15 protein-coding genes are annotated in these 14,604 nt (G+C 57.7%); 12 read left to right on the plus strand and 3 right to left on the minus strand.

Features of this window, described 5'->3' with window-relative positions; all coding sequences use genetic code 11:
- A partial coding sequence (locus tag RTM06_RS13655) for a beta-ketoacyl synthase N-terminal-like domain-containing protein (protein ID WP_312182817.1) occupies nucleotides 1-726 on the plus strand: 726 nt, incomplete at its 5' end.
- A 217-nt stretch (nucleotides 727-943) separates the two neighbouring features.
- Entirely contained in the window at nucleotides 944-2,125 is a 1,182-nt protein-coding gene (locus RTM06_RS13660) for an MFS transporter (protein ID WP_312182819.1), read from the plus strand.
- Here RTM06_RS13660 and RTM06_RS13665 read toward each other — a convergent pair.
- On the minus strand, nucleotides 2,088-3,524 hold the full coding sequence (locus tag RTM06_RS13665) for a PLP-dependent aminotransferase family protein (RefSeq protein ID WP_312182821.1): 1,437 nt from the start codon (nucleotides 3,522-3,524) through the stop codon (nucleotides 2,088-2,090). The genes RTM06_RS13660 and RTM06_RS13665 overlap by 38 nt on opposite strands.
- Before the next feature lie 86 nt (nucleotides 3,525-3,610).
- On the opposite strand from RTM06_RS13665, the gene RTM06_RS13670 reads away from it, so the two are divergent.
- Nucleotides 3,611-4,054: a rhodanese-like domain-containing protein gene (locus RTM06_RS13670; protein ID WP_312182823.1), complete on the plus strand. Its 444-nt coding sequence runs from the start codon at nucleotides 3,611-3,613 to the stop codon at nucleotides 4,052-4,054.
- Here the strand turns inward: RTM06_RS13670 and flk are convergent.
- Both flk and RTM06_RS13680 read right to left on the minus strand, forming a co-directional pair.
- On the minus strand, nucleotides 4,051-5,082 hold the full coding sequence (gene flk, locus RTM06_RS13675) for a flagella biosynthesis regulator Flk (RefSeq protein WP_265300432.1): 1,032 nt from the start codon (nucleotides 5,080-5,082) through the stop codon (nucleotides 4,051-4,053). The two genes, RTM06_RS13670 and flk, sit on opposite strands and share 4 nt — an antisense overlap.
- A 112-nt stretch (nucleotides 5,083-5,194) precedes the next feature.
- On the minus strand, nucleotides 5,195-6,100 hold the full coding sequence (locus RTM06_RS13680; RefSeq protein WP_256696987.1) for a DMT family transporter: 906 nt from the start codon (nucleotides 6,098-6,100) through the stop codon (nucleotides 5,195-5,197).
- A 94-nt stretch (nucleotides 6,101-6,194) separates the two neighbouring features.
- Here RTM06_RS13680 and RTM06_RS13685 point away from each other — a divergent pair, with 94 nt between their 5' ends.
- From RTM06_RS13685 to cvpA, 9 genes are all read left to right on the plus strand, one after another.
- The gene (locus RTM06_RS13685) at nucleotides 6,195-6,974 is read left to right on the plus strand and encodes a helix-turn-helix transcriptional regulator (RefSeq protein ID WP_312182826.1); all 780 of its coding nucleotides are present in this window, start codon (nucleotides 6,195-6,197) and stop codon (nucleotides 6,972-6,974) included.
- Between the two features lie 56 nt (nucleotides 6,975-7,030).
- Nucleotides 7,031-8,155 carry a 4-phosphoerythronate dehydrogenase PdxB gene (gene pdxB, locus RTM06_RS13690; protein ID WP_312182828.1) on the plus strand — a complete coding sequence of 375 codons (1,125 nt, stop codon included), beginning with the start codon at nucleotides 7,031-7,033 and terminating at the stop codon, nucleotides 8,153-8,155.
- A gap of 101 nt (nucleotides 8,156-8,256) precedes the next feature.
- Nucleotides 8,257-9,267, plus strand: coding sequence for an aspartate-semialdehyde dehydrogenase (locus tag RTM06_RS13695; protein ID WP_256696984.1), 1,011 nt, complete (start codon nucleotides 8,257-8,259; stop codon nucleotides 9,265-9,267).
- The gene (truA, locus tag RTM06_RS13700) at nucleotides 9,267-10,073 is read left to right on the plus strand and encodes a tRNA pseudouridine(38-40) synthase TruA (RefSeq protein ID WP_091003723.1); all 807 of its coding nucleotides are present in this window, start codon (nucleotides 9,267-9,269) and stop codon (nucleotides 10,071-10,073) included. Before RTM06_RS13695 ends, truA begins: the two co-directional genes overlap by 1 nt.
- Before the next feature lie 36 nt (nucleotides 10,074-10,109).
- Nucleotides 10,110-10,763 carry a DedA family protein gene (locus RTM06_RS13705; RefSeq protein WP_061717855.1) on the plus strand — a complete coding sequence of 218 codons (654 nt, stop codon included), beginning with the start codon at nucleotides 10,110-10,112 and terminating at the stop codon, nucleotides 10,761-10,763.
- 132 nt (nucleotides 10,764-10,895) lie between these two features.
- A complete protein-coding gene (accD, locus tag RTM06_RS13710; RefSeq protein WP_008105205.1) occupies nucleotides 10,896-11,804 on the plus strand; it encodes an acetyl-CoA carboxylase, carboxyltransferase subunit beta in 909 nt (302 codons plus the stop codon).
- Nucleotides 11,805-11,870: 66 nt separating this feature from the next.
- Nucleotides 11,871-13,136, plus strand: a complete 1,266-nt coding sequence (gene folC / locus RTM06_RS13715; RefSeq protein WP_312182833.1) for a bifunctional tetrahydrofolate synthase/dihydrofolate synthase — start codon at nucleotides 11,871-11,873, stop codon at nucleotides 13,134-13,136.
- Nucleotides 13,126-13,857 (plus strand): cell division protein DedD, encoded by a 732-nt coding sequence (gene dedD, locus RTM06_RS13720; protein ID WP_312182835.1) that lies wholly within the window; start codon nucleotides 13,126-13,128, stop codon nucleotides 13,855-13,857. The genes folC and dedD overlap by 11 nt, the downstream gene beginning before the upstream one ends.
- A 250-nt stretch (nucleotides 13,858-14,107) precedes the next feature.
- Entirely contained in the window at nucleotides 14,108-14,593 is a 486-nt protein-coding gene (gene cvpA, locus RTM06_RS13725; protein WP_008105200.1) for a colicin V production protein, read from the plus strand.
- Nucleotides 14,594-14,604: the final 11 nt, after the last annotated feature.

The raw sequence follows: 14,604 nt of genomic DNA on the forward strand, positions 1-14,604 counted from the left end.
TCTGCACACTGCATCGATAACGCGGTTGAGCAGATTCAGCTGGGCAAACAGGACATCGTGTTTGCTGGCGGCGGCGAAGAGCTGAGCTGGGAAATGGCCTGTGAGTTCGATGCGATGGGCGCACTGTCGACCAAATACAACGAAACCCCAGAAAAAGCTTCACGTACTTACGATGCCAACCGTGACGGTTTCGTCATTGCTGGCGGCGGCGGTATGGTGGTGGTTGAAGAGCTGGAACACGCTCTGGCACGTGGTGCACACATCTACGCTGAGATCGTTGGCTACGGCGCAACCTCAGATGGCGCAGATATGGTGGCTCCTTCAGGCGAAGGCGCAGTGCGCTGCATGAAGATGGCGATGCAAGGTCTCGATACCCCAATCGATTACCTCAACACCCACGGCACTTCTACGCCGGTTGGTGATGTAAAAGAGCTGGGTGCGATTCGTGAAGTGTTCGGCGATAACTGCCCATCACTGTCTGCTACTAAAGCCATGACCGGTCACTCACTGGGTGCGGCGGGCGTGCAGGAAGCGATCTACACCTTGCTGATGCTGGAGCACGGTTTCATCGCGCCAAGCATCAACGTGGAAGAGCTGGATGAAGCGGGTAAAGGTCTGAACATCGTGACCAAGCCAACTGAAAAAGCGCTGACCACCGTGATGTCGAACAGCTTCGGTTTCGGCGGCACCAACGCCACCTTAACAATGCGTAAGTTGCCAGCATAATCCCGTAGGGTCGCCATTTATGGCGACCAAATTATGCAAGCACTATCACAAGGGCCGATTATCCGGCCTTTGTTGTTTTGACAATCCACCTTCTGCTTACCTACACTCTCACTCCATCCGAAACAAAATTATCACTTCACACTAACGTGAACCAAATATGCCGTTTCTGTTTTGGCAGCAAGCGCGTGTCTGGTTAGTACAAGGAGTTCGACCCTTCATGACCACGACTGCTGACGCGCAGACGCAATCCGTTATGCCGCTGGCCTGCACCTCATTTGCGGTGTTCCTCACTTATCTGACCGCTGGCCTCGCGCTGCCGGTGATCCCGCTGTATGTCCATCATGAACTTGGCATGAGTAACCTGATGGTTGGCGTGGCAGTGGGGATTCAGTTCTTTGCCACGCTGTTAACGCGCAGCTTTGCCGGACGTCGTGCCGATCAGCACGGTGCAAAACTCACCACCCAGCACGGCATGCTGGCCATCGCGCTGGTGGGCGTGGCGTATCTGGCGGCGGCGTTGTTACCGGTTTCTCCATGGACGAAGTTTGGTTTGCTGGCGGTGGGGCGCTTGCTGTTAGGATTCGGCGAAAGCCTGCTGCTGACCGGCAATCTGACCTGGGGCATGGGATTGGTGGGCAGCAAACGTTCCGGATTAGTAATGTCGTGGAACGGCATGGCGATTTACGGATCGCTGGCGGCTGGTGCACCGCTCGGCTTGCTGATCAATCAGCACGGCGGTTTTGCTGCGTTAGGCGCTGTCGCGCTGGTTCTGCCGTTGTTGGCGCTGGGGATCAACAGTTGGATTGGTAAAGTGCCGGTCGCCGGTGGCGATCGGCCATCGCTGTTCAGCGTAGTGAAAATTATCTTTCAGCCGGGATTGGCGCTGGCGCTGCAGGGCACCGGCTTTGCGGTAATCGGTACCTTTACGTCACTCTATTTTGCTGCGGAAAATTGGGGCAATGCCGGTTTCGCGCTGACCGCTTTTGGCTGTGCGTTTGTGCTGGTGCGCGTGTTCTTTGGCGGCTTGCCGGATCGTCACGGTGGCGTAAAAGTGGCGATGGTCTCTTTGCTGGTGGAAACTGCCGGCTTGCTGCTGCTGGCGTTCGCCAGTTCCGGCTGGATGGCGCTGATTGGCGCGGCTCTGACCGGCTGTGGCTGCTCGCTGATCTTCCCGGCGCTGGGCGTTGAAGTGATTAAGCGCGTATCGCCACAGATTCGCGGCACCGCGCTTGGCGGTTTCTCGGCATTTCAGGATATCGCCTACGGTGCCAGCGGCCCGTTGACCGGCTTGCTGGCGACGGCGCTGGGTTACGGATCGGTCTATGTCGCGGGTGCCTGCTGTGCGGCGCTGGGTATTCTGGTCACCTGGACGTTTGCACGGAGTGCGACAACAGCGTAACCAGCTTATCGCAGGCGCTGACAATCTCACCGGGCGTCAGCGCGGCAAAGCCCAGCAGCCAGCCCGCTTGCTGCACTTCACCGGCATAAAGCGGCGACAGGCGCGGCAGCAGCAATCCGACTTCGCTGGCTTGTTGCGTGAGTCGCGCTTCATCTCCTTGCAACAGCTGTACCGTCAACTGTAAGCCGCCCGCCGCTGGCAGCGGTTTGAGCCACAGTTGCAGGCGCGTTTCAATTTGCGCCAGCAAGCAGTCACGTCGGCTGCGATAAAGCTGGCGCATCAGGCGCAAATGGCTGGCGAAATGGCCTTGCTGCAGAAACTCCGCGCATATCGCCTGCGGCAGCAACGCGCTGTGACCATCCATCACGCTGCGCGCGCGGCCCAACGGCTCCACCAGTTGTGGCGGCACCACTATCCACGCCAGCCGCAACGACGGGAACAGCGTTTTGGAAAAGGTACCCAGGCAAATCACCCGGCCATCTGCGGTTAATCCTTGCAGCGCCGGAGCGGGGCGATCCTCGTAGTGAAATTCGCTGTCGTAATCGTCCTCGATCAGCCAGCTATCCTGCTGTTGCGCCCACGCCAGCCACTGCAAGCGCCGCGCCAGGCTCATGGCTGTGCCGGTGGGATAATGATGCGCCGGTGTCAGATAGACCAGTTTCGCGCTGCCGCTCAGCGGCACTGCACCTTCAGCATCCAGCGGCATGGCGCGACAGCGCGCCCCGGCGGCAAGAAACGCATTGCGCGCGCCGGGATAACCTGGCTCTTCCAGCCACACTTCGTCACCCGCATCGAGGAACATCAGCGCCAGCAACTGCAGCGCCTGCTGAGAGCTGGTGAGGATCACCACTTGCTCCGCCGTGCAGCGCACGCCACGGGACAGCGCCAGATAATCTGCCACCGCTTGCCGCAGCGACGGCAATCCAAGCGGATCGCCGTAACCCATCACTTTGCTGCCCAGCGAGCGCTGAACCTGATTGCTGATACGACGCCACTGCGCGTGCGGGAAAGCGCGTAACTCGGGCGAACCGGCGGCAAAGGCGTGAGGAAAGGGCGGATCCTGACAGCCGCCGGTTGCCAAAACCTGCTGGCCGCGCCGGGAAAAGTGTGGCGAGCGCTCGATACCGGTTTTCTGCGTGGGCGACGCCATGCGAATCGACACAAATGTCCCGCGCCCAGCGTGACGCTGCAGATAACCTTCGCTCTCTAACTGTGCGTAAGCCGCCTCCACCGTGACGCGCGACAGCGATAAATCGCTGGCTAACTGGCGGCTGGACGGCAACTTCTGCTCATGGCGCAGATGCCCGTTGGCGATGGCCTGACGCAAGGTATTGCACAGTCGCTCACGTAAACCGCCTTGGGTTTGATGGCTAAACAGCGCGAGAAATGAAGTGGTCACAATGGTCTTATCACTATGCTGAAAGTGGTATCAATATGCAGACCACTTTGCCGTAAACTGGCTGGAAATCACAGCAGGAGAATGCGATGTCAGCCGTTTTGAAATTTTCCCCAGCCAGCGCCAGTGAGAGCGTGACGTATCTGCAACATAAACTGGCGTACTACACCGATGCGTGGGATTTAGCGGAGGATCTGGCGCAGGGCATCACGGCAATTGTGGTGATTGATGCGCGTTCTGACGAGGCGTATCAGGCCGGCCATATTTGCGGAGCTCTCTCTTTTCCGCATCGCACCATGAATGCGGAATCCACTGCGCATCTCGATCGCCGCAAAGTTTACATCACCTATTGCGACGGCATCGGTTGTAACGGTTCAACCAAAGCTGCGCTCAAGCTGGCGTCGTTGGGTTTTCAGGTCAAGGAGTTGATTGGCGGGCTGGATTTCTGGAAGCGCGATGGCCATCCAATGGCGTGGGGCGCGGCAGCGGGTGAATGGCCGCACGCCACGTCCGCTGCCAACTGCGGCTGCTAGATAAACAGCCACAGCAGGAAGATAAACAGGAGGATACCGGCAATCAGCGTGAGTGCCGGACGCTGGGCCAGCGGCTGCGGCAGCATCTGAATAAACGGCGACCAGATTGGCTGCGGACGAATTTGGCTATCGGCCAGCGGCTGCTCATGCAGTTTCTCGGCGCGGCGGCTAAACAGCAGATTCAGCAGATCCTGCGTTTGCGCTGGCGTCAGCACGGTGGTCGGCAGCGCCTGGAAACGTTGCTGGCTGTAATCTTCCAGCAGTCGCTGCTCATCGTGGGTTAACGGCTGGCGCAGCGAGGTTTCCAGCATCTGCAAAGTCGGCGCACTGTGCTGAGCCAGCGTCTGACGCACCTGCAAATATTGCGTCAGCAGTGGGAAGTGGCGTGATGGAATCGGATCGCCACTTTTCAGCTGCACCAGTTTCAGCGTATCGGCCAGCAGTTTCACCGGCGATTCACCGGTTTTTGCCGCAAGACGCGTAACCTGCTGATTCAGCGATTGCTGCTCTGCTGGCAGCAAGCTGCGATCGGACACGCGCGTTTGCTGCGGCTGCGGGATCGCCATCTGGCCGTTTTGCAACATGGTCAGCACCTGACGCAGCTGATCCTGCGACAACGCGCTCAACACCGTTTGATTAAACTGCTGACGAATAAATTCGCTCACCGCCTGGCGATTATTGCCCTGCGGCAATTTCTCCAGCAGCTGTTGCAGCAGCTGGCGCGTAGCGAGGCTGTTTTGCACCTGGGTTAAGCGCCCATTGAGATGCTGTTCCGCCGCCGGGAAGTGGCGCGATTGCAGCTCCGCTTCACTCTTCACCCCTACTTCGTGCCGCACGCCAGCCCAGAGTTCCGGCGCTTTCAGCGTACTCAAAGACATGATGCGCACAATCAGACGTTCCAGCGTGGTGCGCTGGGCAGGAGAAAGCGGCTGCTCACCGGCTGGACCGCCAGGACGCGTCGGGCCAGTGGCCTGAGATAAAGGGGAACGATCGCCCGCGGGCACACCGGGACCGCTGAGAGGTTGCATGGCGGAATCCTTGAAAACGGGTCAGATCCGGGTGCGCCGGAAAAAAGAGGCCACATGATAGCAAAAGCCCCCAGGAAATCCACGGGGGCTGCGGCCTTTCCGGATAATAAAATCAGGCGGCGGGATCGGCAAGGGTCGCGCTACGTGGCTTACGCAGCGGGGTTTTCAGACGTTGTGCCAGAATAACGCCGACTAACGTCATGCCACCGCCAATCCAGTGATAGGCGTGCAGCTGCTCATGCAGGAACATCACGGCAATAATGGCCGTAAACGCCGGGACGAAATTCATAAAAATGCTGGTGGTGCTGGCACCCAGACGTTGCACGCCAAGGATCCACAGGAACGGTGCGATGATCGACGCAAACAGTCCGGCATACAGCACCAACGGCAGATTGTGCATGTTGAGCGTGACATCCGGCGCGCGCAGGAAGCCAGGCAGCAACAGCAGCACGCCAAAGAAAATCTGCACATACAGGCTTTGCCAGGTCGGCAGCGGAATCGCCCAGCGCTTGGTCAGCACGCCGTACAAGGCGTACGAGGTCGATGCTGCCAGCATCATCAATTCACCATTGCCGAGCCGTTGATTCAGCAACTGCGCCGGATTGCCTTCGCTCACCAGCCACACCAAACCGGCGAAAGACAGCAAGCCGCCAATCAAAATGCCGCGCGTCGGCGCAAGGCGCAGCACCACCAGGCTGAGCAAAATGGTCAATAGCGGAATGGTCGCGCCGAGAATCCCCATCATCACCGCAGAAACGCTATGCGCTGCGTAATAGGCGAGGCTTTGATACAGCACCATGCCGAGCAGGCCGAGGATCAGCAATCGCCAGCCGTTGGCTTTAATGGTATGACGATGGCGCCACACGCCCGGCAGGCAAAACGGTGCTAACACCACCAACGCCAGTAGCCAGCGATAGAAGGAGATCGCCGCAGGATCGATACTTCCCGCCGAGAGTTTGCTGACGATAGTGTTGATCGACCAAATCAGCACCGCGATCAGCGGAAACAGTAAATTCATGATACAGCTCCTCAGATAATCGCGAATAGTTTACGTTTGACCGGTTTAAAGTAGATAGTTAAAATCGGACAATATTCGTTAGTGACCGGACAGAATGAATCTACAAGTCGAATACCAGCCGCCGATTGATGCGCCCTTGCTGCGCTTCTTTATGCGTTACGACGAGGTCAACGCCAAAACCGAGTACCTCACGCATGCGCATGATTGGGGTCAGGTGATTTTTGTCACCAGCCACGTACTGGAGATGGAAGTCGAGGGCGAACGTCTGCTGACGCCCGCCGATATTCCGATCTGGATCCCGGCCCGCCATCGTCACAGCAGCTACAACCACAACGAGGCGCGTTTTCGCACTTTTAATCTCGCCGCCGATCTCTGCGCGGGCCTGCCGGATAAAGCCTGCTTATTGCATGTCGATGCCATTGGGCACGCCATCATGAATGATTTTGCCCGCCGTGAACTGGAGCAGCCGCAAACGCAAGCCGACTGGCGCATGTGTGAAGTGTTGATTGATCGCCTGCGTCTGGCGCCGATGCACAACAGCTATTTGCCGATGTCGGATGACAAATTCCTCGCGCCGATTCTGCGCGCGCTCGAAGCGCATCCCGGCGATAACACCACGCTGGCACAATGGGCGAAGCGCGTGTTCACCACCGAGCGTACGCTAGCGCGACGCTGTCAGCAGCAGTTGAATATGTCGTTCAGCGAGTGGCGACAACGTTTACGCTTTCTGCGTGCTATCGCGCTGCTGGAGCAGGGCTGCAGCGTGCAGGGCATCGCGCATGAGTTGGGTTACAGCTCGGCCTCGGCGCTGATTGTGATGTTCCAGCAGCAGGCCGGTACCACGCCGGACCGCTATCGCAGCCGGTTAGGTTAATCCCCGGCTTTATGGCAAAATACGCGCCTTAAATTTTTGCAGACAGGACCGCCGCAGTGAAAATTCTCGTCGATGAAAATATGCCTTATGCCCGTGAACTGTTCAGCCGCACTGGCGATGTTGTGGCGGTACCGGGACGTCCGTTGCCGGAAGCCGAGTTGCAAGATGCCGATGGCCTGATGGTGCGTTCCGTCACCAAAGTGAATGCGGCGCTGCTGGCCGGTACGCCGGTGAAGTTTGTCGGCACCGCGACGGCGGGCACCGATCATATTGATGATGAATCGCTGGCGGCGGCCGGCATCAGCTTCTCTGCGGCGCCTGGCTGTAACGCCATTGCGGTGGTGGAGTATGTGTTCTCGTCGCTGCTGCTGCTGGCGGAGCGCGATGGTTTTGAATTGCGCGATCGTACGGTAGGCATAGTTGGCGTGGGTAATGTCGGCGGCCGCCTGCAGAAGCGTCTGCAAGCCTGGGGCGTGAAAACGCTGCTGTGCGATCCGCCGCGCGCCGATCGTGGCGATCGGGAAACCTTCCATTCGCTGGAAGATCTGGTGGCGCAGGCCGACATCCTAACCTTCCACACGCCGCTGTTTAAAGATGGCCCGTATAAAAGCTGGCATCTGGCCGATGCGGCGCTGCTGATGGCGCTTAAACCCAACACCATTCTGATCAACGCCTGCCGCGGTCCGGTGGTGGATAACGCAGCGCTGCTGGAAGTGCTGAAGATGCGCCACGATCTCAGCGTGGTGCTGGATGTGTGGGAGCCGGAGCCGGATCTGTCGCTCGATCTGCTGGATAAAGTCGATATCGCCACCGCGCATATCGCCGGCTACACGCTGGAAGGTAAAGCGCGCGGCACCACGCAAGTGTTTGAAGCCTGGTGCGACTTTATCGGCCAGCCGCAGCAGGTGGCGCTGGAAAGCCTGCTGCCCGCACCGGAATTTGGTTCTGTCACCCTGCGCGGCAAGCTCGATCAGCCAACGCTAAAACGCTTGGTGCATCTGGTGTATGATGTGCGCCGCGACGATGCGCCACTGCGTAAAGTGGCGGCAAAGCCAGGCGAGTTTGATCGCCTGCGCAAGCAATATGAAGAGCGTCGTGAATGGTCATCGCTGCAGGTGCATTGCGATGATGCGGAGACGGCGTTGATGCTCAATCAACTTGGCTTCCGCGCCAGTTTGTAAAGAAATTTCAATCACCTGCAATATTGCGGGGGATAATTCCTAAATCTCGGGCGGTGTTTTCACCGCCTTCTGTTTTTGTGTCAATCTCTGGAGTAACCAACATGTCTGACGGCTGGAATATCGCGCTTTTGGGCGCAACAGGCGCAGTAGGGAACGCTGTACTGGAACTGCTGGCTGAACGCCAGTTCCCGGTTGGTGAGTTGTATCTGCTGGCGAGTGAAAACGGTGCCGGTGAGAACAAACGTTTTGAGGGACGTACCGTGCTGGTTCAGGACGCGGCCGAATTTGACTGGACGCAGGTGCAGCTGGCGTTCTTCACTGCGGGTCGTGAAGCCTCGGCGCGCTATGCCGAAGAAGCCGCTAGCCAGGGGTGTCTGGTCATCGATAGCAGCGACTTGTTCGCGCTCGAACCGGACGTGCCGCTGGTGGTGCCAGATGTGAATCCACAAGTGCTGGCGGATTACCGCAATCGCAACATCATTACCGTTGCCGACAGCCTGGTGAGCCAGCTGCTGTGTGCAATCAAACCGCTGGTGGATCTCGCCGGTCTGAGCCGTTTGCAGGTCACCAACCTGATTGCGGCTTCCAGTCACGGTAAAGCGGCGGTTGATGGTTTGGCCGGTGAAAGTGCGCGTTTGCTGAACGGCGTACCTGCGGAGCAGCATTACTTTGGCCGCCAGCTGGCGTTCAACATTCTGCCGCTGCTGGCTGACAGCAATGGCAGCGTGGAGAGTGAGCGTCGCGTGGTTGAGCAGGTGCGTAAAGTGCTGCAGGACGAAGGTTTGCCAATTGCAGTAAGCAGTGTCCAGGCACCGGTGTTCTACGGCAATGCGCAGATCGTGCACGTGGAGAATCTGCGCCCGCTTTCCGCTGAAGAAGCGCGCGATGAACTGGGCCGCTCCGGAGATATCAACCTGAGCGAAGAGAGCGATTACCCAACGCAGGTGGGCGATGCATCTGGCAGCGACGTGCTAAGCATTGGCTGCGTACGCAATGATTACGGCATCCCAGAGCTGCTGCAGTTCTGGTCGGTGGCAGACAACATCCGTTTCGGCGGTGCACTGATGGCGGTGAAAACGGCTGAGAAACTGGTGCAGGAGTATTTCTATTAATGTTGCCTGAAGGTAAGACGCTTAAGCTGGCGTTGGGTATTGAATACGATGGCAGCCGTTATTACGGCTGGCAGCGGCAAAATGAAGTGCGCAGCGTGCAGGAAAAGCTGGAAAAGGCGCTGTCGAAAGTGGCCGATCATCCGGTAGTAGTGTTCTGCGCGGGCCGTACCGATGCTGGCGTGCACGGCACCGGACAAGTGGTGCATTTCGAAACCACTTCGCCGCGTGCTGACGCAGCCTGGACGTTAGGTGTTAACGCTAATCTGCCCGATGACATCGCGGTGCGCTGGGTGAAAGCGGTGCCTGAGGAGTTCCATGCGCGTTTTAGCGCGACGGCACGCCGCTATCGTTACGTGATTTACAACCATCGGCTGCGCCCGGCGATTCTGGGCAATGGTATTACCCATTATTACCATCCGCTGGATGCGGAGAAGATGCAGCGCGCCGGGCAGGCGCTGATTGGCGAGAATGACTTCACCTCGTTCCGCGCGGTGCAGTGTCAGTCACGCACGCCGTGGCGCAACGTGATGCATCTCAATGTCACGCGTCATGGACCGTATGTGGTGGTGGATATCAAAGCCAATGCTTTTGTGCATCACATGGTGCGTAACATTGTTGGCAGCCTGATGGAAATCGGCACCGGTAATCAGCCGGAAGAGTGGATGGCGACGCTGCTGGCGGCCAAAGATCGTAAGCTGGCGGCGGCGACCGCCAAAGCCGAGGGGCTTTATCTGGTGGCGGTGGATTATCCATCCCACTTTGCATTACCTCAGCCTGCGTTGGGACCGTTGTTCCTCGCGGATTAACCGTTAATTGTTGGATGTTAGGGGAGTTGTGGTTATATGGATTTCATCCACTTTTTAGTCGATTTTATTCTGCATATTGATGTGCATTTGGCCGAACTGGTGGCGCAGTACGGCATCTGGATTTACGCCATTCTGTTCCTGATTCTGTTCTGTGAAACCGGTTTGGTGGTCACGCCATTCCTGCCAGGCGATTCCCTGCTGTTTGTTGCCGGTGCGCTGGCGGCGCTGCCGGGTAACGATCTCAACGTGCATCTGATGGTGACGCTGTTGGTGATCGCCGCCATCCTCGGTGATGCGGTGAACTACACCATTGGTCGTCTGTTCGGTGAGAAGCTGTTCAGTAACCCGAATTCGAAAATTTTCCGGCGCAGTTACCTGGATAAAACCCACGCGTTCTACGATCGCCACGGTGGCAAAACCATTATACTTGCGCGCTTTGTACCAATCGTGCGAACCTTTGCCCCCTTTGTGGCAGGGATGGGACACATGTCTTATCGCCACTTCGCGCTCTACAATGTTACGGGCGCACTGCTGTGGGTGCTGCTGTTCTCTTACGCCGGTTACCTGTTTGGCGACCTGCCGATTGTGCAGGAGAACCTGAAGCTGCTGATCGTTGGCATCATCGTGGTTTCCATACTGCCAGGCGTAATTGAAGTGTGGCGTCATCGCCGCCAGCAGAAGTCGCAGTAAGCTCGTTACCAGATTTTTATCCACAGCGTGAACGGGTTGTGGTTTAATGAGCGACATTTACGGCCTGCTGAAGGTGATTTCAGCAGCAATGAGAAGACTGGACCAGGTCAGCATTAAATAGAAAGGTCATCAATGAGCTGGATTGAACGCATACTGAATAAAAGCACTGCCACGCCAACGCGCAAAGCCAGCATCCCGGAAGGGGTGTGGACCAAGTGCGATAGTTGTGGGCAGGTGCTGTACCGCGCCGAGCTGGAGCGTAACCTCGAGGTCTGCCCGAAGTGCGACCATCACATGCGCATGCACGCCCGTGAGCGTCTGCATAGCATGCTGGATGAAGGTTCGCTGGTTGAGCTGGGCAGCGAGCTGGAACCGAAGGATCTGCTGAAGTTCCGCGACTCGAAGAAGTATAAAGACCGTTTGGTCGCCGCACAGAAAGACACCGGTGAGAAAGATGCGCTGGTGGCGATGAAAGGCACGCTGCACGGCATGCCAATTGTTGCTGTGGCCTTTGAGTTCTCCTTTATGGGCGGCTCAATGGGTTCAGTGGTTGGCGCGCGCTTTGTGCGTGGCGTTGAGCAGGCGTTGGAAGACAACTGCCCACTGATCTGCTTCTCCGCGTCAGGCGGTGCACGTATGCAGGAAGCGCTGCAGTCGCTGATGCAGATGGCGAAAACCAGTGCGGCACTGGCGAAAATGCAGGAGCGCGGCTTGCCGTACATCTCCGTGCTGACTGACCCAACCATGGGCGGCGTTTCAGCCAGCTTCGCGATGCTGGGCGATCTCAACGTGGCGGAACCGAAAGCGCTGATCGGCTTTGCCGGTCCACGCGTTATCGAGCAGACCGTGCGTGAAAAACTGCCGCCGGGCTTCCAGCGCAGTGAATTCCTGATCGAGAAAGGAGCGATCGACATGATCATCCGTCGTCCGGAAATGCGCTTTAAGCTGGCAAGCCTGCTGGCGAAAATGATGAATCTGCCAGCGCCGCAGCTGGATGGTGATCAGCCAAATGTGGCTGAGCCGGAGAGCAACGAAGCCTGACAGGCAACGGAAAGGCGCAGCAATGCGCCTTTTTATCAATGCACCGTAAATCAGTAAACGGGACACATGGATAATTCTCTTCCTCAAGCCACGTCGCCTTTGGCCACGTGGCTTCATTATCTTGAGCATCTGCACTCGCAGGCCATTGAACTGGGTCTGGATCGTATTCAACGCGTCGCCGCACGCCTCGACCTGCTCAAACCCGCTCCTTTTGTCTTCACCGTCGCCGGTACTAACGGCAAAGGCACCACCTGTCGCACACTGGAAACGCTGTTGATGGCCGCGGGCTATCGCGTGGGCGTTTACAGCTCGCCCCATCTGGTGCGTTACACCGAACGTGTACGCGTGCAGGGCGTTGAACTGGATGAAGTGCAGCACAGCGCCAGTTTTGCCGCGATTGAAGCCGGGCGCGGTGACATTTCACTGACCTACTTTGAGTTCGGCACCTTGTCGGCCTTAAATCTGTTCCGCGCGGCGAATCTCGACGTCGTGATCCTTGAAGTCGGCCTGGGCGGACGTCTTGATGCCACCAATATTGTCGATGCCGATGTGGCAGTGATCACCAGCATCGCGCTGGATCACACCGATTGGCTCGGTCCGGACCGTGAAAGTATCGGCCGGGAAAAAGCCGGTGTGTTCCGTGCAGGTAAACCGGCCATCGTCGGTGAAGCCGATATGCCGGGCACCATCGCGGATGTTGCGGCGGAGAAGGGAGCAGTATTGTTGCAGCGCAATCGCGACTGGCAGTGGCTGCAAACCGGTGCCAGCTGGATGTTGCAGGATGCGCATGGCGAGCTGCGTGATTTACCGCTGCCGCAGGTGCCGTTAGCCAATGCCGCCACCGCGCTGACTGCGCTGCGTGCGTCGGGTTTAACGGTGAGCGAAGCGATTATTCGTCAGCATCTGCCGCTTGCGATTCTGCCGGGGCGTTTTCAGACCGTCAGCGAAGCGCCGCGCGTGATCCTCGATGTGGCGCACAATCCGCATGCCGCTTATTATCTGGCTTCACGCCTGGAAGAAGAGCCACATAGCGGTGAAGTGCATGCGGTGGTCGGGATGCTGCACGACAAAGATATCGCGGGAACGTTGGCGGCGCTGGCGCCTCAGGTTGACCGCTGGTACTGCGCGCCGCTCGACGGCCCGCGCGGTGCCTCCGCCGATGAGCTTCTCGCTCATCTGGATGGCGGCGTGGCTTACAGCAACGTTGATGCAGCCTGGCAAGCGGCGCGTCAGCAGGCGCGTCCCGAAGATGTGATTCTGGTGTGTGGCTCTTTCCACACCGTAGCGCAGGTTATGGAATCGATGGCAGCGGAGAACGGCAGTGGCAAGTAAGTTCCAAAATCGCTTAGTCGGTACGGTCATTCTGGTGGCGATTGGTGTCATCGTATTGCCCGGCCTGCTGGACGGTAAGAAGAAGCACTATAAAGAAGAGTTCGCCGCCATTCCGCTGGTGCCAAAACCGGACGATCAGCAGGATAGCGAAATGGTGCCGCCGGTGACGCAACCCTTACCGGCGCAGCCGCCGGAAGGGGCGGGCGCGGCACAAAATCAGAACGGCGGTAAGACCGCCACCAACGGCAGCGAGCAGCCCACGCAGAATAGCGAGCCAAGCGTAGTAACGCCGCCGCCGGTGCATCAGCAAGTGCAGCCGAAACTGGTTGAACAGCCGAAGCCAAAATCGGTCGAGCAGCCGAAACCGAAGCCGGTTGAACAGCCGAAGCCAAAACCGGTTGAGCAACCGAAGCCGAAGCCGGTTGAACAGCCAAAAACGGTGGAAACGCCGAAGCAGAGTGAACCTGCAGCGCCAGCTGGTCAGGCGTTTGTGGTGCAGCTCGGTGCGCTGAAGAATGCGGCGAAAGTAAGCGAGATTGTGGCGCAGCTGCGGCTTTCCGGTTATCGCGCCTTCACCGTGCCGTCGACGCCGGTGCAGGGACAAATCACCCGTATTTACGTCGGTCCGGACGCGAACAAAGCCAAGCTGCAAGGCTCGCTGAGTGAGCTGCAAAGCATCTCCGGCCTCGGTGGTGTGGTCAAACCCTATAGCGCCAGATAAAGTGCTGATAAGCCGCGCCGATAACAGTAAAAGGCGCGGCTTTACAAAATTTTCGTAGCGAAGCGCGGCGATAAAATCATTGAATATCAGGGGATTAAATCCCTGATAATACACAGGGCGAGGAAAGTTTTTTTCATCGCCCTTTTTGCGGAAACAGAACCGGAAAACCCTACGCAAACGTTTTCTTTTTCTGTTAGAATGCGCCCCGAACTGGATGCAGGGGTGCGATAGCACTGGGCTGGAAGAGTTCATGATCTGGATTGATTACGTCATTATTGCGGTAGTTGGTTTTTCGGCTCTGGTCAGCCTGATTCGTGGGTTTGTCCGGGAAGCCTTATCTCTCGTTACCTGGGGATGCGCGTTTTTTGTCGCCAGTCATTATTACGCCTACCTTGCAGTCTGGTTTACCGGTTTTAGCGACGAACTGGTACGCAACGGCATCGCCATCGCGGTGTTATTCGTTGCTACCCTGATTGTGGGTGCCATCGTCAACTATGTCATCGGCTCGCTGGTTGAAAAAACTGGCTTGTCGGGAACCGACAGGGTGTTGGGTGTCTGTTTCGGGGCGTTGCGTGGCGTGCTGATCGTGTCTGCTATGCTGTTCTTCCTCGATACATTCACCGGCTTTTCGAAAAGTCCGGACTGGCAACAGTCGCAACTTATCCCCGAATTCAGTTACATCATCAGGTGGTTTTTCGATTACCTGAAAAGTACGTCGAGTTTTTTACCCCGGTGACACCATCGGGC

Origin of the sequence: Pantoea sp. CTOTU46764 (assembly GCF_031974595.1) — a bacterium.
Lineage (GTDB): Bacteria > Pseudomonadota > Gammaproteobacteria > Enterobacterales > Enterobacteriaceae > Pantoea > Pantoea trifolii.